Raw genomic sequence first — 25,692 nt, forward strand, 5'->3', positions numbered from 1 at the left:
TTGGCTCACGAAGCAAAGCTCTATTAAAATGCATTATTAATTTGATAACTCTACTTGTAATGCAGACAAGAGTCCATGGCTATCTCTATAAAATTTCTAATAAAATTGAGCTTCCCATCTCAAAAGGAATAATTAATAATAGCATGAATTATTATTAAAAATAGGATAAAAATCATGGAATTCAGCAAAATAAACCCACTTGCTTTAAGTATTTCTATTAGTATTCTATCAGCACTTGCTTCATTTTTTATGGGTTTGGCGGCTTTTGTTTTTTATACAGGTAAACCCTTTGTAGCCATGGTTGGAAGTATATATCTTTCATATACTCCTTCCGTGGCTAATGCGGGTCTAGGTGCAGGCATAGTACTTATGAACACTTTTGTTAGTAGTTATATTGCTGCTTGGGTATATAACTTTTTACTCGATTACATTAGATAAGGGTGGGTTCCTGAGTGTAATCTTGTATCCCATGATAATGGGATGCAGTATAACAGTCTTCAATGGAAATAAAATCAAACCAACAGGTTTGAAGTAGCATTAAAGTCTTGTATCCCATTTCAACATTAGTTTCAATCAATTGATCTATAAGTAACTCTAATTGTTCATGCTGATGCGATGGTTGTTTTGATTTAGGCTTTTCCTTGCACATTTTAGCAAACATAGCCTGGAACCTTTCTTCAACCATTTTAGGTACGGTCGAATTACCATCAAAAATACGATGATCAGCGCTGATTGATACAGGCAACATATCCTTAGGTACAAATGACTCAGTTTCATGTTGCCAAATAGGTCTTCGATCAACTTCCATTATAGTAAAGCGCATGGACTCAGTTTTACGAAGGGGGGCCATAGATTGGGTATAGCCAAAAACGCCAATATTACTTAACGAAATATACGGTGTTCCTGCTAGAGGATAGGGATAAGTGTTATATGCATATTCATAAACCATATCTTTCATAAGTTGCTGTACACGTGGATTTGTTTTTTCTAATTGTTCACGTTTTTTATAGCAATAAACCATCATGCCGACTATGGCGCGAATTTTTGCAGATAACTCATAAAAGCTAAGATTATGACAATTTTCGAAAACAATTGTACCTAAATGATCCCCACATCCCGGTAGCAAGACAACAAGACCGACATAAGCTTCTTTCGTTTGAAAAATTTTTCTAAAACTCAAATAATTTCTAAATGAATCCGATAAAGTCATCCAGGAACTAACTGCCTGCAACATTAAAGTAGTTAATGTCTCTGAGGCAAATTTTTTATTAAAAAAATCAAGACATGAGACATCGATACTAAACTGCCCAGTCATAGTTGGATCGCTAGGATTATCCCACTGCGTCATGAGTGCTTTGCGAATTGGAGTCATCTCAACTTCGCGATTTGACTCAGTATAATTTCGAACTCTGGGCAAAAGTTCATCTGCAAATTCCATGAAATTTTTCCAATTTTCACTGGGTTCAAGATTGACTTTATTTAGCTGCTGAGTATGTTTGTTATTCAATGATTCTTTAAAATGCATCACTCCATCAACACCCAACAAAGCACAAACAGAAGACATATATTTATATTGCATAAAAATATTGGTGATTAATTGTTCTTCCAGATAAGCAATTTTCGGTTTTATTTGCTCAACATCTGGCATGCCAATATCACGATATAAATCTGCTTCACACACATGACGATGCTCATCTTCGAGAATTGTGGTGAACACTTTTGGTGCAACACCATAGCGGTGTAAACTTTCAAAAATTTCCTCAATCCATCCTTCACCAATGAGGTTAAGCAACATAATTGCTACTTTAGGGCAGCTTTCTGCTCGAATAAAGTTGCAAATGATTTCAATATGTGGGCTGTAAGGAGGTGGCGAAGCATATGGAGCACAAAGCATGTAAACGATTTTAGTGAATACTAAGCCATGAAATATTTCGTCAAGCAATTGTTGACGCATACGCTCTCTGTATTCAACGGTTGACATTTTTGATTCAAATTTCAGGGGAATTTGAACTGCCAATACTTCGAGCTGTGCTAAAAGTGAAAACGTGTAAATATAAAATAGCTTGTCAGATTGAAGTTCAAAAGGTAAACCATCGCAAAATAACTCATCTATTCTATTTTTAATGAGTTGTTTCTCATCTGCGGTAATCTTGTTCCATCCTTCTAAAATCCATTTTTCTGCACCCCAAGATGGTCTAAGTAATTCACTAAGTTCTTCCACGATATTTACCTTAAAATCAAAGGGATTTCAGTATAGAGATAGCAAGCTTATGAGTCAATCATGCTCTCTAGCAAAACTTTTAGTAATTTAACCATGGCTTTCCTGAACAAAATATACTCAATTTTTAATCCTTCTTGCATAAAGTAAGATGCTTCACATAACAATCATAATAATGAATAATGGTACGAATTATTTGGAAAATAATAGGTAACTATATGAAATTCGGCAAAATAGATCCAATTGCTTTAGGAGTATCTCTTGGCGCTCTATCGGGAATCTCTACATTCTTCATGGGATTGATGATTTTAATTTTTAATAAAGGCAAACCCTTTACTGGGGTAATGGGGACAGTATACATGACCTATGATCTTTCCTTACTTCAATGCGTTCTTGGTGCAGTCGGAGTATTTATTAGTACATTTATTAGTAGCTTTCTAATCGCTTGGCTCTACAACACGTTAAGGACAAAGGTTTGAACTAGGACCTAAAATATTAAATTAAAAACGGGGTAAGTATCTTTAAAATTCTGGATAATTACTTCAGACATCATTAATCTATTGCATTACCCCTACCTCTAATTCATAATTTATTACCTTGCTTTTCTTATGGGTAACTATGTCAGCATCATTGATTGAAGGAAAGGTTGTCGCCTCTCTTCGTCGAGAAGAACTAAAACACCATGTGCATGATTATGTACAAAGATATCATCGCGCCCCCGGTCTTGCTGTAGTTCTCATTGGCAACGATCCTGCTTCTACTGTCTACGTTGCCAATAAGCGTAAAGCATGTTTGGAAGTAGGTATAATTTCCCATTCCTACGATCTGCCAGAAAAAACAACCCAGAAAGAACTTATCAAACTAATTGATGAATTAAACGGCTCTGATCAAATTGATGGGATCCTCATCCAGCTGCCTTTACCGAAGCATATAAACGAAAGTGTGATTATTGAACATATCAAACCAGAAAAAGATGTTGATGGCTTTCATCCTTATAATTTGGGCCGACTGGCACAACGTAACCCATTATTACGTCCATGTACGCCTCTTGGCATAATGCACCTCTTACAACATTACCAAATTGAAGTGAAAAGGAAACATGCTCTGATTATTGGTGCGTCTAATATTGTCGGACGCCCTATGAGTTTAGAATTACTCCTTGCTGGAGCGACAGTAACTATCGCCCATAAATTCACTCAAGAATTAGAAAAATTTGTGCGTATTGCTGATATTGTCATTATAGCCACAGGAAAAATGGATGTTATTGATTGTGAATGGCTTAGTAAAAAACAGATCATCATTGATGTAGGCATCCATAGACTCGCAGATGGCAGCATTAGAGGTGATATAGATTTTAAAAATGCCGTAAACAAAGTCTCATGGATAACCCCCGTACCAGGTGGCGTAGGACCAATGACCATAGTCACATTACTCGAAAATACCCTAAAAGCAGCCACATTAGTTCATCAATAGACGACTTTTCTTGTGATAATAAGATACACCGCATGTTGTTTCAAAGCGTTTTTCATTTGAGCATCAGTAAGAGAGGCTCAATTACTTATCTAAAATATCCCAGTCAAAATCTCCGCTCAACTCATCGAAATCATCTTTAAATTCCTCTTTTAAACGTTTACGCTCCAATTTCTCCTCAAGCATACGTCTAACATTTTTTCGATGAGCTGTAGATTCGATATCATCATCGTAATTATAATCAGAGAATGATTGGTCATCATAGTCTTCGTGAAGATCCATAGATTTCCCCTTTTATACTCTCTTAAAAAGAGTATAGTAGACAATTATAAAAATGTTTTAGGAACACCATGCTCAGTTATCAACACGGATATCATGCAGGAAATTTTGCGGATGTCATCAAACATATCGTTTTAACCCATCTTTTGGATTACTTAACGCGTAAAGATAAACCTCTATTTTATCTTGAAACTCATTCCGGGAAAGGGTTGTATGATTTAAAGAATAAGCAAGCTGAAAAAACTCAGGAATACAAACAAGGCATTCAATTAATTTGGCATGACCGACAATCCCTGCCCTCTGTTTTTCAAAACTATTTTCAATCGCTCAATCAAATCAACTCTACTCATTCATTGCGATATTATCCGGGTTCACCGTTCCTCGCGATTAACATGCTCCGCATGCAGGACAGGATGTATTTTTGTGAGCTTCATCCTAGAGAGTTCGAAGCTCTAAGTCAGCTTAAGTGCATGAATAAAAAAGTACATTTCAGCAATACTGACGGTATCGCAGCGATGAAAGCACTACTTCCCCCCCCAGAAAAGAGAGGATTAATTTTTATTGATCCTTCATTTGAAATAAAAGAAGAATATAAAGAGATTCCTCTTGCAATTAAACATGCTTATTCTCGTTTTGCTACAGGTGTATTTTGTCTTTGGTATCCATTGGTCGATAAAAAACTAAATGATAGACTTAATAGAGGGATGAAAGAAATCAATCCCACAAATGCGCTACGTATTGAATTCAATCTGACTTCAACACCAATGAACGGTATGGGGGGTTGTGGTCTATGGATAATTAATCCACCCTTCACTTTAGCAGAAGAAATGAAAACAGTCTTAAATACCCTTAAAACTTATTTTAATTCAGGTAGTTCCTCTTTTCTCATTGAGGCTTATTCATGAATATCTACCCTATTCCTGCTTTTTCCGATAATTACATTTGGGCAATTATTGATAAAGCTGCAGGAACATTTGATTGTGTCGATCCTGGTGATGCAGAACCAGTAGTGCAATTTGCTCATACACACCAACTGCAATTGGATTCTATTCTGCTAACTCACCATCATCATGATCATATTGGAGGAGTAAGTCAATTACTCAAAGTCTATCCCTCATGTGTTGTTTATGGTCCAAACGATCCTCGCATTCCGAATGTAAATAATAGGCTATGTGAACATCAATCCCTTCGAATCGGACAATGTTTTTTCACAATTTTATTCAATCCGGGACATACCTCAAGTCATATTAGTTATTATGAGTCAAGTAAGGGATTATTATTTTGTGGGGATACCCTTTTTTCTGCGGGCTGTGGCCGTGTTTTTGACGGAACAATGGAACAATTACATCAATCATTGCATCTTTTCAAAACCTTACCACCTACCACAAAAATATTTTGCGCCCATGAGTACACAGAACAGAATTTACGCTTCGCTCAAACAGTGGAACCTAATAACCAGGTGATTCAACAATACTTAAACAACATACATAATTCACCCCGAGCCTGCACCCTTCCATCGACATTAGAACTCGAATTATTAATTAATCCTTTTTTACGTACCGATGAACCTGAAGTACATAAATATGCACTCGCACATGGAGCAGCATCAAAAAATTCGTTTGAAATATTTAGAATCTTAAGAGAAGAAAAAAACGTATTTTAATAAACTTTGAATGGTTTATCGAGATGACAACGAAGCATGCCCTATCAATTGCTGTACTTGTAATTCTTGATCGATAGATGTGGGAGGTAATTTATTCTCCATTATTCCTTTTTCATTTTTTTGTATTTTTCCTCTAAAAAAACCTAATTTTGCCTCTCCAATACCAGAGAGTGTGCTTTCTTTCACTTCACGTACAATATTATTTGTTTTACCTGTTATTAACTGTGATTTAAGGTCTTCCTTTAAGATAAATGAAGGAACATCTTCCGAAGATAAGGAATTTTCCGATGATTTTACAAGTTCATTTTCTTGTTGTGAAAAATGATTGAGAACGGTGGGAGCGAGTATCCACGCAGCAAGAGCCAAACTTACTAATGCAATGGGAATAGAAAAATATAAAACACTATAACTTATAAATGCTGCTACTGCCAATAGAAAGACCAAGTTCTTCATGTCAAAAGGTTTAGAAGAATCTTTAACCTCTGGCTCTGGCTTTAATCCCCCTGGTTTGAACACAGGCTTCAATTTTTCAAGTTCGTCTTTAAACTTACTAAGTGTTAAATAACTTTTTTTACGTAAATTTAGTATATTTTGCTTATTTTCTTCAGCAATTCGTTCATGATTTCTTTGGTAATCCAGGAGCTCTTGAATCGTTTGTCGAGTCTCATTGGGCAGATCCTCTGGGATGGATTCTAACCATTGGGCCAATTCTACAAAGGTAGTTTTTTCCGGGAGTTTTTCCATTAATATAAAGAAATTGGGATGAGCGGCAATCCTGATTAATTTGATAAAATCAGTAAAAGAAAGGGTACTCATTTGGTTTACAAATCTTGAGTCTAACTGACTTAATCGCTGGAAACTTTCGTGATACGAGCTATTTTTAAGTACTTTTAAAATCAACTTTGAACTTGCGGCCTGTTTTAAAAACAACATTACAGTATTAACTTTCAGCAACTCATCAGGTTTATTGTTTCGATAACGTTCAAACATAGCCAGTACATCCGGAATAGCTTCCAACCATGGAATGTATTGCGGCTTTTCAATAAGCTCCAAATATTTTGATAAAGCCAACAGAAGTGCTTTATTTCTTAACAACGGGCCAAACTTATCTAATAAGAGTCCTACTGTAATATTTTTTTCTTTATCTAAAGTAGTAAGGGCATTAATTGCTTCCGATAAATCATTGCCTATGTCATCGATACCAATAAGTATTTGTGCAACCAGTGATTCTGAATTTGCAAAACTACGTTTAAGCGCTTTTTTTATCCATCCCAATATAGTGGGTATGATAAAACGTTTTATAACAAAAGACATTGGTCCTCCAATTAAAATGGAGCCCACGGAAAGTATTTGACTTACTCCTTGAAACCAATTAGTGATACTAGAAATATCTATGGTCGGAGGACTTATCTCATCCCATTTTTTTTCTCGAATTTGATTTTTAGTTACATCAAGGTACTGCTCCACATATGTTCTGATACTTACGACAGGAACTAATTTACCAATTACAGGAATGGATTGGGCAAACTCCAGCATTTCATCAATACTTTCTTTAATAACAGTAAATTGAGCGTTTATTTTTTCTGTTTCAAGAAGCTCCTTTTGATTCAATGCATGCCCCAGTGCAAACTTAAAGCTACATCTCTTTTTAAAATAAGGCTCAAACAGCTCCGCTAATTCATCCAAACTATCCAAGTGTTGTTTGGTTTGTTTATGTCCATCTAATTTCCATTTGCGGTGAAAAATTTCGGCAAAATTCCGTAATTGCCCCACTGAAGTTTTTTGCAACTTTAGTGAAAGCATTTTCAAGGATTCAAGTGGAATCGATGGTTGGACGAATTGCATCTGACTAAATTGATCTTCTGGAAGCCAATTGTCCAAGACCTGCTGGTAATCATTAATTAGTGTGAAAAGAAATTCATTGGTTGTTTCATCATCTATTTCAGAGTGTTGCTCCAATAACTTTGCATAATGTTTTTCTGCTCTCCGATTCAATGAACTCAAGGAACGCATTAATTGTTGATGATCCGCAATAGAATGCTCTTCCCCAAATTGAGATGCTAATATTTTGTCAGCAGCTTCACGTAGTTTGAGAAGATGACTCACTATACAATAACGAGACTCCTCCAATAAGCGACTTTTTGCACGCATTTTTTGTTGAGATATACTAATATCGAGTTGATGTCTTTTATAAGCAGCCGCCAAAGATTCGGCGGAGTCAGAAGGAGAACCTAGGTTCTGTGCATCAATGATCGAAATGAATTGTCCAGGTTTTCCATTACGAGCAGCTCTTCCTTGAATTTGACGCAATTCGCTCGGTGTTAAATCAGTACATGTATTGATGGCTAATAAACCATACTCATAGTCAGGATCAATATCTGCACCCCGAGCCAGGCTTTGATTTGCAGCAGTGAGAACATCATCTTTTCCAGCTGTATAAATAATGTTTTCTTCTGATTTTCCTGCATCTTCGAGGCCATGATAACTCTGAATTTTCCAGTCCGTTTGAGACATAATAAAATTCTTGAATTGCTCAGTAGCTTGCGGTGAACGCGTAATTAACAAAATAGGTTGAGTGGGATTTTGTTGTTTGTGTTGTTTAATCCATTCGAATGTTTTTTGAAGAAGTGGCTCTTTTCCAAATACCGTTATTAATCCCAAATCTGTAGACCGATCTGGGTAAAAGGAAGGATAACTGTATGCTACTAAACCCTGTTGTTCAAAAAACTCAGCACGTTCTACACAGGCTCCTGCGGTTGCAGTCAAACCAATTATAGGGCCTTCATGTAATCGATAATAGTCAAAAAAATTTTTGGAACTAGTGGCAAGGATCGTTTCTGTATTTGGTTCTATTTTGAATGGATAAGCTGGAGGTGGTTGTTTATTATTGAGTAAGGTATGCAACAACTGTTGAACATAATCAGAATAGTTTACATAGGGAGCTGGTCTTTTAGTGCTGGCAATAATTGGGGCGGCATAGAAGTATTCATTTTTGCTATCCTTCTTTTTAACAATATAATAATCTTCATTTTCTTCCAGCTCCTGAGCTATCATCGCTGATTCAATTAATATCCCTAAAATCTCATCAGAAACTTTTTGGGTAAAATCAAGAAATTCTTTACTAGGATTCTTGGCAATAAAATAATTTTTTAAATTAAGGATATCGTCCGTTTGGCTGCATGGGTTATTTAAATAGATCTCCTTTTCTTTGACAAAATCAAGGACCAATTGATTCATTTGGTGGCAAAATTTCGTATCATTAGATATAAAATCTATTGGTGCTGCCAAACGAAATTGCACTGTTGAAGTTAAGGTTGCATCAATCTCATCCCCAATTAGGGAGGGATTGGTTGGCATTGCTCTTTTCTCCAAAGCCATCCGCATACGAAATAAAGACAAATCAGATGCCGTCGAATAGTTGATCCCATTAGGGATATATTCCGAATGGGTGCTTTGCGCTGATATAATGCTCGTTCCATGAGGTATTCCCAAATACTGATAAAATGGCGCAAATTTCTCCAGAGCATTTTTAGCTAATTGCTCATTTTCGGTGACAATATCAACCGTCCGACCATTCCCACATAATAGAACAGCATGCATTGCAGCAACGATACTCTTCCCTTCTCCAGTTTTAATTTCATGTATGATGTTACCTGGATGGTGAAGATGTTTGAGAAGAGTTAATATTTGAGTATGACGAGGAAACTTGTTTGTAGTTCTATAAAGAGCTTCAGCGCTTAAAGCAATTAAGAGTAATTGGTTACGATGGACATTTAGTCCATTTTTAATTTGTTCTTGGAGTTCCTTAAATAAAAGCTGAAACTCTTTCTCAGTCAACTCATTAATAGTGACTTCTTTATTGGATCCCCGAAAATTAATTTTGATAGTCTTCTTTGCCAGAAAGGACATTAAAAATTGATAGTCATGCCATAACTCTTCTTGTTCCTGATGGCTCAATGGTAAATCGGCATCACTTTCCGGAGATTTTAATTTAATTTGGGCTATGTGTTCTCTTACTCTTTCAGAATGGTAGTCGTATCGCTCGAGATTGTGTTGATATTTTTTACGCAAAAATAATGCAATTCCTTCCTCTAAGGAAGATGTGCTCAATAATTCGACTACTTCTTCTGCATTTGCAGTTTTTAGCTGATAAAGAGATACAATCTTCTTTAAAACCTGTATGGGTTTATTATTTAACTTATGCAATTGAGTCAGTAGCGATTTATCTTTTTTCTGATAAAGGATTTGACCAAGAAGCAATAAGCAACGGATATCTTCCTCATCCTTTTGCTCAAACAATGAAGTCATTCCAGTCAATTCTTTGGAAAGACCCTGTTGAAAAAGCCATTCCAGGGCACTCAAGGCAAGTGCAGTGGATTTCACTTTTTGTGCAAATAGTATTATTTCTTTGAGTTGAGTTGTATTTAAATCAGAGTGAAACTTTAGAAATTTCCTCCCTTCTTCACTAGCAACCATAGGAAGAAGCTTTTTAAAAAGTTGCTGAGCTTCGTCCATCCCTAATGGCAATAAAATTTCCATTAGAGTGAACAGTAATTTAGGGCTTTCTGTAATCTCCATTTTGAAAAAAGTATCCAGGAGAAGACTTATTAAATCCTTTGTTTGTGGGAGTCCTTGGTAAAGTTGTGAACTATTCCTAAGAATCAGTAAGAAACTGTTGGTTAACTTATCTTTTGACGCTGGATTCTGATGTTTCGCCATCTCATTCATTACAAGTTCACTGAGAGAAAAGAAGGCTTCTTTGTTCGGGGTTTTATCAAGAAATTGATCAAAGACAAGATAAATTAAACTTCTCGAGTTCATTTGGTAAACTGAAGTAATGGAATGTAAAAACACAGCAATCTTATCAATATCCCTCAATAAAATTCCCATATCCATCTCTGGATAAAGCGTCATTAGGTAATGCCTAACAATTTTTTTATATTCTGGGGAGCTATTTAATTCATCACACCAAACATTGATGAGTGACCAGGCATTCTCACCAACATCATTTATATCAGGGAGTGACTGAATTAAATTTTCTTTTTGCGTTAATAAAAAATGCTCTATGTTGTTTCTTGAAAATTTCCTTAGGAAAATTTCGGGAATTGGTTTTGTTATCTTATGAGAAAAATTTTGCTGTTCTCGCCAGAGACACCATATGCTGACAGTTCCTTTTAGTTTGTCGGTTGTTGATTGACTTAATGAAAGAAATAAATCGTCTATGAGTGAATAAACTTTCTGAGTTGGAAATAAATGGTATAAATTTTGGTTCTTTAAAAAGAGAATTAATTGGTTTGTGAATTTTTCTTTATCAATATCCCGATAATATCCTTTCCCAGTAAACTGAATAACATAGAAGCTGAATAACAGTTCTGCAATATCCATCTCGTTCGGCTCTATCGCTTTTTGAGTCAGTGACTGGTATAGGTTTCTATAAAAACTAAGATGTTCACGTAAGTTTTGCGTACCCAAATATCGAAAGACAGCTACTTTAAGATCATCCTTCCCTCGTTGATGAGAGGACATAATTTGTAAGAGTTCATCCGGGGAAATTGAATAAGCTTTATTTTCAGGGTTGATTGCTGAGGAATAAATCTGCATTTCAGAAGATACAAGACGAAATCCATTCCATTCACAAGCATAAGGTGCATCCATGGGTAACAGGGAAATCCCTTTAATTTCTTCAATTTGTTCTTCCAACATCTGCTTTGACATGGCATGGTCAAGTAAATATTCTAAACCCGTACAAAATGTGTCGAGTTTACTTACTGGAGCAATGCATAAGCTGTGCTCATCTATTAAATTTAATGTGAGCTGGGATAATAATTTTTGTGCCTCTGTTTCTTTGTTTCCGCTATATGCTAAAAATTTTGCATATAAACGATGCCATAAGTTTTCGACCGTACGTAAATCATTCGCATCAAGTTGGAAATTATTCTGCGCTGCAAATAAACTTAAGTGCAAGCAAAATCGTTCAAAATCAGGCCACGATTCTTTTGATTTTGCTGTAGGAATTCGTGCCGCTAATCTTAAAAAAATAGATCTTAGGGGAGAGTTAAGGAGCTCTTTGAGTACTGAAGTATCAACTGCATACTGGAAATAAATTTTATAAAAATAAGCTAATAACCCTCTATCGTTTAAAAATGATAACAATTTTAATAATGAGTCCAGTCCTTTTTTGTGATTGCAAGTAAGTACATGTAATAGAATTTTTAGATTGTCTTCATTATGGGTGGGAAAACATTTTATAAAATCTTCTATTTGCTCAATTTCCTCATTACGGTTCATACAATAAAAACGTATCAAAACGAGCATTTGCTGTTCAAGAATACGAATCTCATCAGGATTGCAAGGGGGATGCGGTTTGAACAGTTTTAGCAGGGATTCAACACACTCAATGAGCTCTAGTTTTTTTCCGCTCTCTACAGAAGCCAGTTCTTCTTCACTAAGCAATATATTATATGAAAGAGAGGGTACGAAGGGTCTCGCAAGGTGCTCCTCTTGACTTGTTGTAGACATATTCCACAATTGAGAAAGAGCAAGACGGGGTATTATATGGCTTCGGTAAGAGACTAGTGTGTAATTATCAATCGTCTGCCCAAATAGATAGTAATTCTTAACTTCTCGATATTTTTCAAACAGTCCATCTCGTACTGATTCAATATTAGTGATTAACGAATTAGCTACCACAACTTCAATATTATCAACGGCATAATGAGGTAATTTAATTTTAACTAAGGAGGATGAATCATGCTTAGAGACCAATGCGGTACCAAATAATTTAGCAGCCATTTGCAAACGGAAGCCTTTATCATTGGCAAGTTGATTGTAAAATTGACTTCGGCTGTGGTGCTTAAGATAAAACTCTGTAAGACAACCGGCTTGCTTTAATAATTGTTCTTCATCAGTTACTTGCGATAAATATTTTTTGGCACAACTTTCCAATCTTTTACAAAAACTATCTAAATTAACTTTTAAATCCCACGAAGATTTTGAAGTCATTTGGGTAGAAATGGCTACATTTTGCATGGTTTGCTGGTTTAAGGTCTGCTGATGTGTCTCTTGTACTTGTTGATTAACCACTTGGGTCTGCGCAACAGATTGTTGTTGGGTTACTGATAATCGTGCTTTTGACTTGAGTTGGCTAATAGTCATTGTCTTTGATTTGCGTATATTATTGCTCACTTCTTTCGCATAAATATAAGCTCCTGGTTTTTTTTTGGCTCTACCCTCATAAACTTTATCCAACACTCGTAGCTCTTTATCAAACAACTCAGAAGATAATGCTAATGATTGGATGTTTCTGTAGGTCAAAGATAGAAGTTTGCTTGAAGAGAGGTAATATCCCGCATCTTGAGGAAGTGACTCATAGAGTGAGTTTTTTTCCTGGGATTCAGGTTTAAGTGAAAGTAGATTCGCATCGATATCATCTTTTGTTATTAAAAAGAGGTGTATCATTGAAGTACACTTGCTTTCTTTTATTAACTGAGCAATCTCTTCATAAACACTTTGTCGTATGGATTTATCTTTATATTGACTCCCTTTAAGAACAATGGTGAATTCTTGATTACCGTACGCTGTACTATTTTGAAAAAAAGGCAACAGTTCGGTAACCTGCACCGGATATGTCAGTGCAACAACTTTAGAGATGGGACGAGACGCTGATAAGTACTCATAGGAGAGAGGCATTTTGTAAGCAATAAAACAGGCAAAAGCAGAATCAAAGAAATGATAATTTTTCAGAGAGGTGGTGTAATCAATATAAGGTTTATTCCAAGTTGAGCAAAAAGGATTATTGGAGTAATAGTCAATAATGGTTTGATTTACAGAATCTTTTGTACGATCCGAGGAAATGAACGGTTTATAGCGATAAAATATCGCCTTGCCGAGTTGATAAGATAGTCGTCCCGTCATTTCTTTGTATTCGACATGGCTTCTTACACACAGATCGATACCCGGCCGAAAGTGAGAAGGTGGCTCTTCACCCTCCGGCACAAGAAATATTTCACGAAAATTTATACCAATTGTAAAACCTTCTTGGAGATAAAGATTAAATTCATCAAGAAGGATATTGATTAAAAAAGATTTATCCCGCCAATTTCCAATATCATCAAGTTCGGCAATAGTTTCTAAAGAAATATATCCTTTTCTACTTTTCCAAAATTGCTTATTGTCATTTTTTTTTATGGCTTGAGTATCTTTAGGTACTAGAGCAGAAATTTTTTCGGTAAATGGATTTTTATACCAGCTTAAAACACTTTTCAGCAAAGTAAAACTTACATCATTTATTACCCCAGACTCAGAAGAACTCCACATATATTTTGGTTTATCAGAGCCAGAAAAAAAAGAAGTAGGCTGTTTTTTTATGTAAAGAAAAGGAACAACTGAATCATGCATCCACAAATCACTTTTATTTTAATATCTAAATTTGAGTAATTATTCTAATTTGAGTATTTATGCCATGTTATAACAAGAGCTATCAATTCAAGCACTGATTATTCAATGAGCAAGGTGATATTATATTTTTCTTGAGTGTTACACAATAAAGAAGGTATTAAAATTGCAGCGAAACAGGCTCGATTGTTTCATGCATCTAAATAATTATCAAAAGGATTAGTTGCGTTCTCAGTGAAGGGTTTAATCCTGAGGTTTATTTTAGTAAACTCAGTAACCAATTTATTCATCGGTAATTATCATTGATATTTAAGCTTTTCAAAACAAAAGTTTTTTTATTCTGCCTACTCATTTTTTTTGGTATTACTAATGATACTCTAGCGTTTGCAGCGGCTGATTCATGGGAAGTGTTGCGCGCCCAATTTAGCTTAAACCATGAAACATCGCGGCCTGAAGTACAGGAGCAAATCCGTTGGTTTTTAGCTCATCCGGGCTTTCTTACTAAAGTATGTCGTCAATCTGAACCCTATCTTTATCATATTATTTATGAAGTAAAAAAGAGAAATCTCCCTGGAGAGTTGGCCCTGTTACCTATGATTGAAAGTGCTTATGACCCGTTTGCTTATTCTGTTGCAGGTGCCGCTGGACTATGGCAATTAATGCCTCAAACCGGTGCAGGCTTAGGATTAAAACAAGATTGGTGGTTTGATGCGCGACGTAGTGTTAGTTCCTCAACCGATGCTGCGCTCAACTATCTTCTCTATCTTAATAAATTCTTCAATGGTAATTGGGTATTGGCCATAGCAGCTTATGATGCAGGTGAAGGAACTATAGACCGAGCCATAAAAGCTACAGGGGGGCGCGCTTTAAGTTTTTGGGATTTGAGTGTGCCTAGAGAAACTCAAGTTTATGTTCCTCGTCTTCTCGCCTTGGCTGAACTAATTCAAAGTCCAGCACAATATAAATTGACGCTACCTGAGATACCCTACCTCCCTTACTTCGTGGAAGTAAATATTGGAAGTCCAATTGATTTAAACCATGCGGCCAAAATGGCAGGGATCAGCTATAAAGAATTAATCAAATTAAATCCTGGTTTTAACCGTTGGACTACCGATCCAAACAAACCGATTAAATTACTTATCCCTGCGGAAAAAGTGCATCAATTTAATTTTAACTTAGCTAATCTGCCTGCAGAAAAACGGGTTAGCTGGGAAAAACACATAGTACAACCCGGTGACAACTTGGATAATATCGCTGTTCGCTATCATACGACCGTGAATTTAATAAAACAATTGAATCAACTCAGGAGCAATCATGTAGCGCCCAATCAATTCCTTTTAATTCCGAGCACTCGAAACGCTCCTGTTATAGTTAGAAAAGAGCCCTCTACTCCTGTCCAACAAGTGCCGCATCAAATAGCTATGCCGCAAAATCAACGTGTAATTCACATTGTTCAAGAAAATGAGACCTATCAAACCCTGATAAAAGCTTATAACGTCAGTGCTAAAGACATTCAAATTTGGAATAAATTAGCAAACAACCAATCATTGCAAAAAGGCCAACAACTTATAATTTGGAAAAAAGTAGTCCAACCCATTCAGTACATTGTAAAAAAGGGCGATAGCCTCAGCACTATAGCTCAACAACATAGAACCAAAATAGAACGTATTATGGCATTAAACCCTGGCCTCAACCGGAATGAGCCTTTATATAGTGGACAAAAGATATTAGTGGGTTAATTAATTTATAAATTCAAAAGGAATTTATGACTTCTCATCGATATCTGTTCTTGTACTGAACTAATCGTTTTAATCAATACATAATGTCCTTCTGCTAACAATTATTTTGCATTTCTAGTATAAAGCAAGGAGGTGAGCACAAAAACTTGTGTTATACTGAAAGTAACTTATTTTATTGCATTAAATTATATGAAATTACTATTTGATTTTTTTCCTATAGTTTTATTCTTTATAGTATACAAATTTTTTGGTATCTATACTGCGACGGCTATTGCAATGATAGCCTCTGTGAGTCAGGTCGCTTTTTACAGATTAAAATTCCAGCATTATGAAAAAATGCATATTATCAGCCTTGCAATAATTATGATTTTGGGAGGAGCTACTCTCTTTTTCCATAATCCCTGGTTTATTAAGTGGAAGCCAACCGGTATTTATTGGCTCTCAGCTTTAGTCTTTTTTAGTTCAGGTTACATTGGCAGCAAACCATTGATCCAAAAAATGATGGAAGCGAATGTAACGCTACCTGGACGGATCTGGTATAGACTGAATACAGCGTGGGTATTGTTTTTTATTTTAATGGGAGCCGTAAATATTTACGTTGCCTATAATTTTAATACGGATGCCTGGGTGAACTTTAAGTTATTTGGTGGGGTTGGTTTTACTCTGCTTTTTGTACTAATTCAAGCTTTTTATCTAACAAAACACATGGATGAGACTGGCCTTGAAAAACAATAGGAGCAAGAATGAGACTATTGCTAGTAGAAGACGACGAATTACTGGGTGATGCGGTAAAAACCGGATTAACCCAATTTGGTTATATTGTCGATTGGCTTAAAGATGGGGAAGCAGCTCGAGCTGCTTTAAAATCTGAATCATTTGAGCTAATTATTCTAGATTTGGGATTACCCAAGCTATCTGGACTCGCATTATTACAAAGTATACGTCATGATGGCAATCCGACCCCGGTTATTATTTTAACTGCCCGAGAATCAGTTGAAGATCGTGTGAAAGGATTGGATAGCGGAGCAGATGATTACTTAATTAAGCCCTTCGATCTCAATGAACTTAGCGCGAGAATCAGAGCACTGGTCAGACGCTCACAAGGTCGGGCTGACTCCGTTCTGCAATACAGAAATATAACTCTGGATCCCGCAGCACACTCGGTATTCGTTGATGATGTTTTAGTTAATGTCCCACGTAGAGAATTTGCATTACTCCAGAAACTTCTGGAAAACAGCGGTCAGGTTTTATCACGCGAACAGCTCATGCAAAGTATATATGGTTGGGAAGAAGATGTAGATAGTAATGCACTGGAAGTTCATATACATAATTTACGTAAAAAACTTAATGCCAATTTTATTCGAACAATTAGAGGTGTAGGATATATGGCAGAAAAAAATGATGGTATTGCTGTATCGTGAAATCTTCTATAAGAAAGTTTCTTCTAATCAATCTATTGTTGGCCATTACTATAACGACCACATTAACTGCTATAGGTAACTATTATCTTGATCAAAAGGATATTCAAGATCACTTGGATAGTTTAATGGCCGTTTCGGCACTTTCGTATCAAGCATTACTAGGTGATGATCTCCATCAACGCCCTCTCGCGAAAATTCAAGAAGCCCTTGAAACAATTCCTCAAAAGATTGACACCTACTATCAAAAAAGATTTCTAAATGAAGAGCCCCCGGAAAATTATCTGGATAAGTTTAATTTTCAGGTTTGGACCAATGGTGGAAAACTCTTATTGCATTCCTCATCAGCCCCCAAAATTCCTTTAACTTCTGAAATTGACGGCTTTAGTGATAAAAAAATATCCACTCAAGATTGGCGTGTCTTCACTACGTACAATGATAAAGCAGGAATTCGTACGGTTCTAGCTGAGCGCTACGATACACGAAATGAACTAGGTCATAGAATTGCTCAAGATGACCTCTATATTATGCTTTTAACATTCCCATTATCTGGCTTATTAATATGGATTATTATTGGACGAGGCTTGGATAGTCTGGATAAGGTTGCAGAGGAAGTAGCTAACCGCGCCCCCAGCCATCTTGAACCGGTTGATTTGCATGAAGTTCCAGAAGAAATTAAACCCGTAATTGATGAATTAAATAAATTGTTTTTCAGGTTAAAAGAAGGATTTGAACGGGAAAAACGGTTTGCTGCAGATGCAGCGCATGAACTACGTACCCCACTTGCCGCCCTGAAAACACAAGCTCAGGTTGCGTTGCACTCTAATGATATTGAAGAAAAAAATCAGGCACTACAAAAGCTTATTGCAAGTGTTAATCGCAGTACCCACATCGTTCAACAGTTACTTACAATGAGCCGACTTGTACCAGAAGCAGCGCACATGGACGAGAAAGATGAAGTTAACTTAAGCCGATTAACTCGCGAAATACTTGCTATGCTTGCACCAGCTGCAGTAGAAAAACAAATCGATCTTGAATTTGAAAGTGACGCAGAAAATTTAACTGTTTATGGTAATTCCACTGCCTTAGGGATATTAATTCGTAACCTTGTTGATAACGCCATACGCTACTGTAATGCGCATGGAAGAATCATCGTACGTTTGGCAAAATTGAATAATGAAATAATGCTTGAGGTCTGTGATAACGGACCAGGTATTCCAGCTGAATTACAATCACGTGTGTTTGAGCGTTTTTTCCGTGTCTTAGGAAACAAAAGTCCAGGAAGTGGTCTTGGCTTAGCAATAGTCCAGCAAATTTCCGAATTGCATGGGGGAAGACTTATGCTTGACACCCCTAAAGAGGGAACAGGCTTAATTGTAAGATTCTTTATACCTGTCCAAGAAAATAAATAAGGTTTAATCGGGTGCGTATCGCATCAGAATGAATAAAATGTCGTTCCAATTCATGCAATTAGTTAGCGGGCTGCTAAAACTTGCAATGCGTCTCGGATAAGTTGCTCACAACTTTTAGAGCTATCATTGACTTTATTAACTGCTTTTAATGCTTCCTGAGGCTTATAACCCAATGCTTCTAAAGCACACACTGCCTCATCTTGACCACTCATTATAGGAATTGATTTATTTGGGGAAACCGAAGTGGATCCAGAAAACTGCTTCATGCTATCGCGCATTTCAACTACCAAACGCTCCGCGGTTTTTTTGCCTATGCCAGGTAACTTCATCAAAATGGAAGCATTTTCTTGTTGAATGCATTGAACAAACTCATGCGGAGTAATACTGGAAAGAATTGACATAGCAAGTTTTGGACCAATACCATTGACTTTAATTAACGCTCTAAATAGCTCTCTCTCTTGTCTCTCCAAAAAACCATACAAAAGCAAGGCATCTTCACGAACTACAGTGTGTATATGTAACCCGACTGAGCCATTTAAACTATCCAGCTGAAAAAAGGTATTTAATGAGGTTTCGACATCATATCCTACACCATGGACATTAAGAACCAATTTCCCTGGTTGATGTTTATCAATAATTTGTCCATCCAACCAACCAATCATCTCTTTCTTCTCCTTAATCCTCGACGTCCAATTACTGAGGACAAATTATGACGCATATGACTATGGCAAATCGCTATGGCCAATGCATCGGCAGCATCTTTCTGTGGCGCCTTATTAAGGGCAAGCAAATGCACAACCATATGACTTACTTGTGCTTTTTCTGCAGCTCCGTAACCGACCACCATTTGCTTTATTTCTCGAGCCGAATATTCACTCACTTTAACACGATGAGATGCAGCAGCAACCATAGCAACCCCACGTGCATGCCCTAATTTTAGAGCTGAGTTTGGATTTTCATGCATAAATATTTGTTCGATAGCTACTTCAGTAGGCGAGTAATGATCCATTAATTGACAAATACCATTATATATTTGCAATAATTTTTGGCTTAGCTCACCCTCCGGAGTTGTACGGATGCACCCACTATCAACGTACTCGATTTTACGGTCTGATTCTTTTATCAGACCGTAACCCGTAATCCTTGATCCGGGATCTATCCCTAAAATAATAGTCATTAGTTCATGGATTCTAAGAGTTTTGTTGAGAATTCAGCATTACTGTATACTTCTTGAACATCATCTAAGTCTTCCAACATATCGATTAATTTCAAGAGGCTTTCTGCTGATTCATCATCGATAGAAACTAAAGTTTGTGCACGCATGGTTAAATGAGATTGCTCAATATCCACACCTGCTTCTGTTAGCGCATTCAATACACTATGATACGCTTCTACAGGAGTAATTACTTCAATCTGACCCTCATCCACAGAAACATCATTGGCGCCAGCATCTAGAGCAATTTCCATAATCTGTTCTTCAGACTGTCCCGGGGCCATAAGAATCTCTCCTTGATTATTAAAGAGATAAGATACTGAACCATCGGTCCCCAAATTGCCGCCGCACTTAGTGAAAGCATGACGAACTTCGGATACAGTTCGATTTTTATTATCAGATAAACAATCCACGAGGACTGCAACTCCTCCTGGCCCATAGCCTTCATAACGCATAGCCATCATTGTTTCGCCTTCTAGTCCGCCTACACCGCGCTTGATGGCATTATCAATTGTGTCGCGCTTCATATTTGCAGCAAGCGCTTTTTTAACTGCATCCCTTAATCTTGGATTAGAAGACTCCTCTCCTCCCCCCATACGAGCCGCAACGGTAATTTCACGAATTAACTTAGTGAATATTTTTCCACGTTTTGCGTCTTGAACTCCTTTACGGAATTTAATATTTGCCCACTTACTATGACCTGCCATACACTACCTCAAAACCATATTTAATTTTGTATAAATTATACATGCTCTTTTGTTAAAAAGAATAACTTAACTTACATTTGGACTCGACATTTTTAACTTTTTTAGACTATAGTAGCCACCATCATTACGTTTTTAAGCTATCGAAAATAAATGCAGCCTGGGTGAAGCACGTGAACCCTAGGTTAACGCTAGAGTTATGTTTCCCTGGTTTCTGCTGCGCTCCACCAAGGCTACTCAATGAACCATAAATACTAAAGGAGATCACAGTGTATTTGCAGGGATTTGGTAATCATCATCAAACTGAAGCAGTTCCAGGCGCTTTACCCAGTAGCCAAAATTCACCACAACACTGTAGCTTAGGTCTTTATGCGGAACAATTAAGTGGAACTGCCTTTACTCGTCCAAGACAGAATAACTTACATAGCTGGCTTTATCGCATATTACCTTCTGTGGCTCAAGGTACTTATCAAGCCTATGAAATGGAGCTGTTTAAACCCTATTATGCGGAACAATCTCCAAATCCCTTACGGTGGTCCCCAATTGAACTATTTAATGAAGAAGATTTTGATTTTGTTGACGGCATGTTTCATCTTGCCGGAAGCCCACATGTGAATGCATACGTTTATCACTGTACTCGATCTATGCAGAATAAATACTTTGCCAATAATGACGGAGAAATGCTTTTTGTTCCTTATCTTGGGGAAGTAAACCTACACACTGAGTTTGGAAAATTAAATATATGCCCTGGCATGATAGCTGTTATCCCTCGAGGTGTTAAATTCAAAATGGAAGTCATTGGTAGCGAAACAAAGGGATATTTATGCGAAAATAGTGGTAGCCCACTTACTCTGCCGCCGTTAGGAGTTATAGGTGCAAATGGTTTAGCTAATCCACGGCATTTTCAATATCCCGTTGCAGCGTTTGAACAAGGGATTACGCAAGCAACTCTTATTTGCAAATACCAAAATAAATTATGGATAGCTAAATGTGATCACTCCCCTCTTAATGTAGTTGCCTGGCACGGTACTTATGCCCCTTATTGTTATGATCTAAGCTTGTTTAATACTATAAATACAGTAAGTTTTGACCATCCGGATCCTTCCATTTTCACCGTATTAACTTCCGAAAGTGATACACCCGGTGTAGCGAATTTAGACTTTGTCATTTTTCCTCCTCGTTGGATGGTTGCCGAACATACATTTAGACCTCCCTATTACCATCGAAATTATATGAATGAGCTCATGGGTCTTGTCCGTGGTGAATACGATGCTAAAAAGGAAGGGTTCTTGCCCGGCGGAGTAAGTATTCATAATTGCATGACACCCCATGGACCCGACCAAGTAAGTTATGAACAAGCGATAGCACAAAAATTAGAGCCTGAATTGTACTTGAATACCTTGGCTTTTATGTTTGAAACCAGAGATGCATGGAAGGTTACTGAGCTAGCAATGCGTATTCCTCAAATGCAAAAAGATTATACTGATTGCTGGAAAGGACTTAAAGCAAATTTTAAATACCCCTAATTTTGTAGCCTGGGTGAAAGGCCAAAGCCTTAACCCAGGGTAATAGTATAAACAAACTTTCACGAGGCAATTGTTTCTCAACTAAAAACTTTAAATCCTTTATTTAAAGTACAATTAAGCTGATACGTTGCAAGTTGTTTAAAATTCCCAGCGTCCATTACAGTATTTTTTATAGAAATGCTTCCATCTGAATGAATATTATATTTAACAAATTCAAAGATGGGATTACCGCGCGCAATAGGATTATCCAAAGTAAAATGCTTTATTGAAGTAGTAATTCGATCGTTATCAATAATAAGAAAAGAAGCTGGTTGTACTGAGGCGATTACAGAGTTCACTGGCATTTTTTGTGAGCTGCATTCTTGAATATTCATAACTAAAGTAATTTTTTTCCCTTGGGAGATTGTATCAGCGATATCCATAAATGTGGTTAATTGTTCTGCACGAACACTTGATGTTAAAACAACTAAAATCAATAAAATCATTTTCTTCATTACAACTACTCCTTATCTTTTTGTTATGACATAAAAAATTAGCCTGGTAAAAATGAAGCAGTTCCTTCATTTTTACCAGGCTAAAATAGTAGCTTTGAGATTTTTCATTAAAATTTAAAACAAATCTTCCTGCGTTAATCCCATTTTTTCCAATAAGCCACGCAATGTTTTCAATGCTTCAACTTGGATTTGACGAACGCGCTCTCGAGTCAAATCAATTTCTTTACCTACATCTTCAAGCGTGGCTTTTTCAAACCCTCTTAAACCAAATCTTCTTGCAATAACTTGTTGTTGATTTTCAGTCAGCTTATCCAATAAAGATTCTATATGTAAACGTAAATTTTCGTTAGTTAGAAGCTCTGCGGGATTCACGCTGTTTTCATCAGCAATAGTATCCAATAATGATTTATTTTCATCAAAGCCAATGGGTGTATCAACAGAAGTTACTTTATCATTTAAACCCAACAGCTTTTGTACATCTTCCAATGGTTTATCTACCATTTCTGCAATTTCTTCAGGTGAGGGTTCATGATCTAGTTTTTGCGTGAGCTGTCTTGCAGCCCTAAGATATACATTCAATTCTTTTACCACGTGTATGGGTAAACGGATTGTGCGCGTCTGATTCATAATAGCACGCTCAATGGTTTGTCTAATCCACCATGTAGCATAAGTTGAAAATCGAAAACCACGTTTAGGATCAAACTTCTCGACTGATTTCATTAGGCCTAAATTTCCCTCTTCAATTAAATCAAGAAGAGGTAGACCCCGGTTAAGATAGCGACGTGAAATTTTAACTACGAGACGCAAATTGGATTCGATCATCTTTTTACGAGCAGCAACATCTCCTTTTAAAGCAAGAGTTGCATAATGCACCTCTTCTTCGGCGCTGAGCAAAGGAGAAAATCCAATTTCACTTAAATAAAGCTGGGTCGCATCCATCATTTTTTGTGCATTTTTGCCCCGAAATGAAGGGAACGCGATATCATCTGAAAAATCAGGAAACTCGGAGACTTCTTCTTCGCCTTTTTCAATAAGCGAATCAATGTCCTCCTCTATTAAGAGCGATTCATCGTCTGGTTCAGACCAATCTTCATCCTTAAGTTCCGGTTCTTTAATTGACTCATCGTCCTCGTGCATTGTTTTTCACCTATAGTGTTTCGTTATGTTGAAATATTTAATCCATAACTACATTATACTTCATAAAAATATCATTGTTGCTATAACTATAAGTTATCTGTCAACCTTTTGGTAGATAATTCAAAGGATTGACGGGTACACCCGACCTTCTGATTTCAAAATGTACACCTGTATACTTGCGATCTATAACACCCGCTATTGCAATAATTTGTCCTGCTCTTACATGTTGTCCTTCAGAAACCATAATTCGTGAGTTATTACCATACGCAGTTAAATATCCCTGATTATGTTTAATAATAATCAAATTACCATAACCAGCTAAACCACTTCCAGCATAAGCGACCACACCACTCGCCGCAGCAATTACTCGCTCACCTTTTTTACATGCAATATTTATGCCTTTCTTACCTTGCTCAGGAACAAATGATGCAACAACACGTCCGCTCACAGGCCAAATCCAACCCGAAGCAGAGCGAGCATATCGATTTGCGGGAGAATAAATTACAGCAGGCCGTGCTGGTGTTTTGGGTGCAATATAATAGTTTCTCTTTTGAGTTGGCCGACGGGCCATTTGTCTATGTCTTGGAGTAATGCCTCGCAAATTAATGACTTGCCCTACTCTCAAAGAATAAGGGGGATTAATACGATTCAAGCGAGCTAGAGTTATATAATCAGTATCATAGCGAAATGCAATAGAAAACAGGGTGTCTCCCCGTTTCACGACATACACTTTTTGATGGCGCCAATATGGATTCCATCTAGATTCCATAACGGGAGCTAAATTATTTCCGCAACCTACTAAAGTTATAATGAGGAAAAGACATAAAAATCTTTTGCAAAATGTGACTATCATTTATTACCTCAAGCAAATTGAATGTTGATCCCATCGAGCCAGTTAGCTAATTGATCGAACAATTTGTAATTCGTCATATCCAAATGAAGTGGGGTAATTGAAACATACCCTTCGCTTATTGCATAAAAATCAGTTCCAGGTCCGGCATCAGCTTCCGCCCCAGGCAAACCTATCCAATAGATTGGGCGTCCTCTGGGATCCTGATCTTTTACTACAGGCTCAGCGCCATGTCTCGTTCCCAAACGAGTTACTTGCATCCCTTTAATTTTGTCCAAGGGCAGATTAGGAACATTAACATTTAAAATGGTTTGGGAAGGCAAGCGATGTTTACTTAACTTCATCACCAACTGTTTCGCAATTGTCGCTGCCGTATCATAATGCTGGATATTCTCCCCTACCATGGATATCGCCAGGGCAGGCAATCCTAGATAACGACCTTCCATGGCTGCAGCTACTGTGCCTGAATAAAGAATATCATCGCCTAAGTTAGCCCCATCATTAATCCCAGAAACAACCATATCGAACTCAGTATCCAAAAAACCAGTTACTGCTAGGTGCACACAGTCAGTTGGGGTTCCTTCAACACTATAATAGCCATTATCCAATTTTTTGACTTTGATTGGACGTGACAAAGTTAAAGAATTACTCGCGCCACTTCTGTTTCTATCTGGAGCAACTACTTCAATTGATACGAAAGTCGATAGTTCATTGGCTAGTTTATTAATTCCAGGTGCATAAACCCCATCATCATTACTTATTAGTACTTTCATTTTTAACTCGTAGGTGATTCAAACCATCTAACCACTGCTAAATGGTCAGCTAAGTCGCGTTTATTTTGGTTTAAATTGGCTTGTAAATTTGCATTGTTATTTTCAGCTTTTAATTGTGCTTGTTCTTTAATAATCGTCTCTTGTAAGGCCATAATTTTTTTCCCAAAACCCTGGGGACTGAGTTGCAACTGGTATGCTAGTTTATTCATACGATTGGCAAGCACTTCTAATTCTTTACACGTCATACCCTGTGGTTGTCGTTCAGGACAAGCTTTGATCGCTTGTTGCAATTCATTAGGATGTGATTTGTAATAATGTTCATTTTTCGCTGAGCAAGAGGTTAATCCGAAAATGACCCATAGTGCTATCAAACATTTATTCATAAGCAACCTATTGTAAACT

The 25,692-nt window shown here is 36.9% G+C and carries 21 protein-coding genes; 10 read left to right on the plus strand and 11 right to left on the minus strand.

Annotation, left to right across the window (positions count from 1 at the left end; all coding sequences use genetic code 11):
• Positions 1-174 precede the first annotated feature (174 nt).
• Complete coding sequence (locus tag ACWTE2_RS31370) at positions 175-438, plus strand: hypothetical protein (protein WP_182393310.1); 264 nt, start codon at positions 175-177, stop codon at positions 436-438.
• Here the strand turns inward: ACWTE2_RS31370 and ACWTE2_RS31375 are convergent.
• Positions 431-2,221: a 2-oxo acid dehydrogenase subunit E2 gene (locus tag ACWTE2_RS31375; protein WP_454785841.1), complete on the minus strand. Its 1,791-nt coding sequence runs from the start codon at positions 2,219-2,221 to the stop codon at positions 431-433. The genes ACWTE2_RS31370 and ACWTE2_RS31375 overlap by 8 nt on opposite strands.
• Positions 2,222-2,436: 215 nt before the next feature.
• On the opposite strand from ACWTE2_RS31375, the gene ACWTE2_RS31380 reads away from it, so the two are divergent.
• The gene (locus tag ACWTE2_RS31380; protein WP_182393308.1) at positions 2,437-2,697 is read left to right on the plus strand and encodes a hypothetical protein; all 261 of its coding nucleotides are present in this window, start codon (positions 2,437-2,439) and stop codon (positions 2,695-2,697) included.
• 139 nt (positions 2,698-2,836) lie between these two features.
• A complete protein-coding gene (folD, locus tag ACWTE2_RS31385; RefSeq protein ID WP_454785842.1) occupies positions 2,837-3,691 on the plus strand; it encodes a bifunctional methylenetetrahydrofolate dehydrogenase/methenyltetrahydrofolate cyclohydrolase FolD in 855 nt (284 codons plus the stop codon).
• A gap of 81 nt (positions 3,692-3,772) precedes the next feature.
• On the opposite strand, the gene ACWTE2_RS31390 is transcribed toward folD, so the two are convergent.
• Positions 3,773-3,970, minus strand: a complete 198-nt coding sequence (locus ACWTE2_RS31390) for a PA3496 family putative envelope integrity protein (protein WP_182393306.1) — start codon at positions 3,968-3,970, stop codon at positions 3,773-3,775.
• A 68-nt stretch (positions 3,971-4,038) separates the two neighbouring features.
• Between ACWTE2_RS31390 and ACWTE2_RS31395 the strand changes: the two genes are divergently transcribed.
• Together ACWTE2_RS31395 and gloB are read left to right on the plus strand one after the other, a co-directional pair.
• Positions 4,039-4,872, plus strand: coding sequence for a 23S rRNA (adenine(2030)-N(6))-methyltransferase RlmJ (locus ACWTE2_RS31395; RefSeq protein ID WP_182393305.1), 834 nt, complete (start codon positions 4,039-4,041; stop codon positions 4,870-4,872).
• Entirely contained in the window at positions 4,869-5,630 is a 762-nt protein-coding gene (gene gloB / locus ACWTE2_RS31400; RefSeq protein ID WP_454785843.1) for a hydroxyacylglutathione hydrolase, read from the plus strand. Before ACWTE2_RS31395 ends, gloB begins: the two co-directional genes overlap by 4 nt.
• Before the next feature lie 15 nt (positions 5,631-5,645).
• Here the strand turns inward: gloB and ACWTE2_RS31405 are convergent, their stop codons facing one another.
• On the minus strand, positions 5,646-14,027 hold the full coding sequence (locus ACWTE2_RS31405) for a preprotein translocase subunit SecA (protein WP_454785844.1): 8,382 nt from the start codon (positions 14,025-14,027) through the stop codon (positions 5,646-5,648).
• A gap of 302 nt (positions 14,028-14,329) precedes the next feature.
• Here ACWTE2_RS31405 and ACWTE2_RS31410 point away from each other — a divergent pair, with 302 nt between their 5' ends.
• From ACWTE2_RS31410 to ACWTE2_RS31425, 4 genes are all read left to right on the plus strand, one after another.
• A complete protein-coding gene (locus tag ACWTE2_RS31410; protein WP_454785989.1) occupies positions 14,330-15,763 on the plus strand; it encodes a lytic transglycosylase in 1,434 nt (477 codons plus the stop codon).
• 189 nt (positions 15,764-15,952) lie between these two features.
• Positions 15,953-16,498 carry a septation protein A gene (locus tag ACWTE2_RS31415; protein WP_182393636.1) on the plus strand — a complete coding sequence of 182 codons (546 nt, stop codon included), beginning with the start codon at positions 15,953-15,955 and terminating at the stop codon, positions 16,496-16,498.
• A gap of 8 nt (positions 16,499-16,506) precedes the next feature.
• Positions 16,507-17,184, plus strand: a complete 678-nt coding sequence (locus ACWTE2_RS31420; RefSeq protein ID WP_182393300.1) for a response regulator — start codon at positions 16,507-16,509, stop codon at positions 17,182-17,184.
• Positions 17,181-18,593, plus strand: a complete 1,413-nt coding sequence (locus ACWTE2_RS31425; RefSeq protein WP_454785845.1) for an ATP-binding protein — start codon at positions 17,181-17,183, stop codon at positions 18,591-18,593. The genes ACWTE2_RS31420 and ACWTE2_RS31425 overlap by 4 nt, the downstream gene beginning before the upstream one ends.
• A 62-nt stretch (positions 18,594-18,655) precedes the next feature.
• On the opposite strand, the gene ruvA is transcribed toward ACWTE2_RS31425, so the two are convergent.
• From ruvA to ACWTE2_RS31440, 3 genes are read right to left on the minus strand one after another with little or no spacing between them, the layout of a single operon-like run.
• Complete coding sequence (gene ruvA, locus ACWTE2_RS31430; protein ID WP_182393298.1) at positions 18,656-19,255, minus strand: Holliday junction branch migration protein RuvA; 600 nt, start codon at positions 19,253-19,255, stop codon at positions 18,656-18,658.
• The gene (gene ruvC, locus ACWTE2_RS31435) at positions 19,252-19,770 is read right to left on the minus strand and encodes a crossover junction endodeoxyribonuclease RuvC (protein ID WP_182393297.1); all 519 of its coding nucleotides are present in this window, start codon (positions 19,768-19,770) and stop codon (positions 19,252-19,254) included. The genes ruvA and ruvC overlap by 4 nt, the downstream gene beginning before the upstream one ends.
• Positions 19,770-20,513, minus strand: a complete 744-nt coding sequence (locus ACWTE2_RS31440) for a YebC/PmpR family DNA-binding transcriptional regulator (protein WP_454785846.1) — start codon at positions 20,511-20,513, stop codon at positions 19,770-19,772. The genes ruvC and ACWTE2_RS31440 overlap by 1 nt, the downstream gene beginning before the upstream one ends.
• A 266-nt stretch (positions 20,514-20,779) precedes the next feature.
• Here ACWTE2_RS31440 and hmgA point away from each other — a divergent pair, with 266 nt between their 5' ends.
• Positions 20,780-22,036, plus strand: a complete 1,257-nt coding sequence (hmgA, locus tag ACWTE2_RS31445; RefSeq protein ID WP_454785847.1) for a homogentisate 1,2-dioxygenase — start codon at positions 20,780-20,782, stop codon at positions 22,034-22,036.
• A 77-nt stretch (positions 22,037-22,113) separates the two neighbouring features.
• On the opposite strand, the gene ACWTE2_RS31450 is transcribed toward hmgA, so the two are convergent.
• From ACWTE2_RS31450 to ACWTE2_RS31470, 5 genes are all read right to left on the minus strand, one after another.
• Positions 22,114-22,530, minus strand: a complete 417-nt coding sequence (locus tag ACWTE2_RS31450; protein ID WP_454785848.1) for a VirK family protein — start codon at positions 22,528-22,530, stop codon at positions 22,114-22,116.
• Positions 22,531-22,644: 114 nt separating this feature from the next.
• Positions 22,645-23,667, minus strand: a complete 1,023-nt coding sequence (gene rpoS, locus ACWTE2_RS31455; protein ID WP_454785849.1) for an RNA polymerase sigma factor RpoS — start codon at positions 23,665-23,667, stop codon at positions 22,645-22,647.
• Between the two features lie 100 nt (positions 23,668-23,767).
• Positions 23,768-24,520 (minus strand): peptidoglycan DD-metalloendopeptidase family protein, encoded by a 753-nt coding sequence (locus ACWTE2_RS31460; protein ID WP_454785850.1) that lies wholly within the window; start codon positions 24,518-24,520, stop codon positions 23,768-23,770.
• 8 nt (positions 24,521-24,528) lie between these two features.
• Positions 24,529-25,290, minus strand: a complete 762-nt coding sequence (gene surE / locus ACWTE2_RS31465; RefSeq protein WP_182393291.1) for a 5'/3'-nucleotidase SurE — start codon at positions 25,288-25,290, stop codon at positions 24,529-24,531.
• Positions 25,291-25,292: 2 nt separating this feature from the next.
• Positions 25,293-25,673: a hypothetical protein gene (locus ACWTE2_RS31470; protein WP_182393290.1), complete on the minus strand. Its 381-nt coding sequence runs from the start codon at positions 25,671-25,673 to the stop codon at positions 25,293-25,295.
• Between the last annotated feature and the right edge of the window lie 19 nt (positions 25,674-25,692).

Source organism: Legionella nigrisilvae (assembly GCF_977063395.2).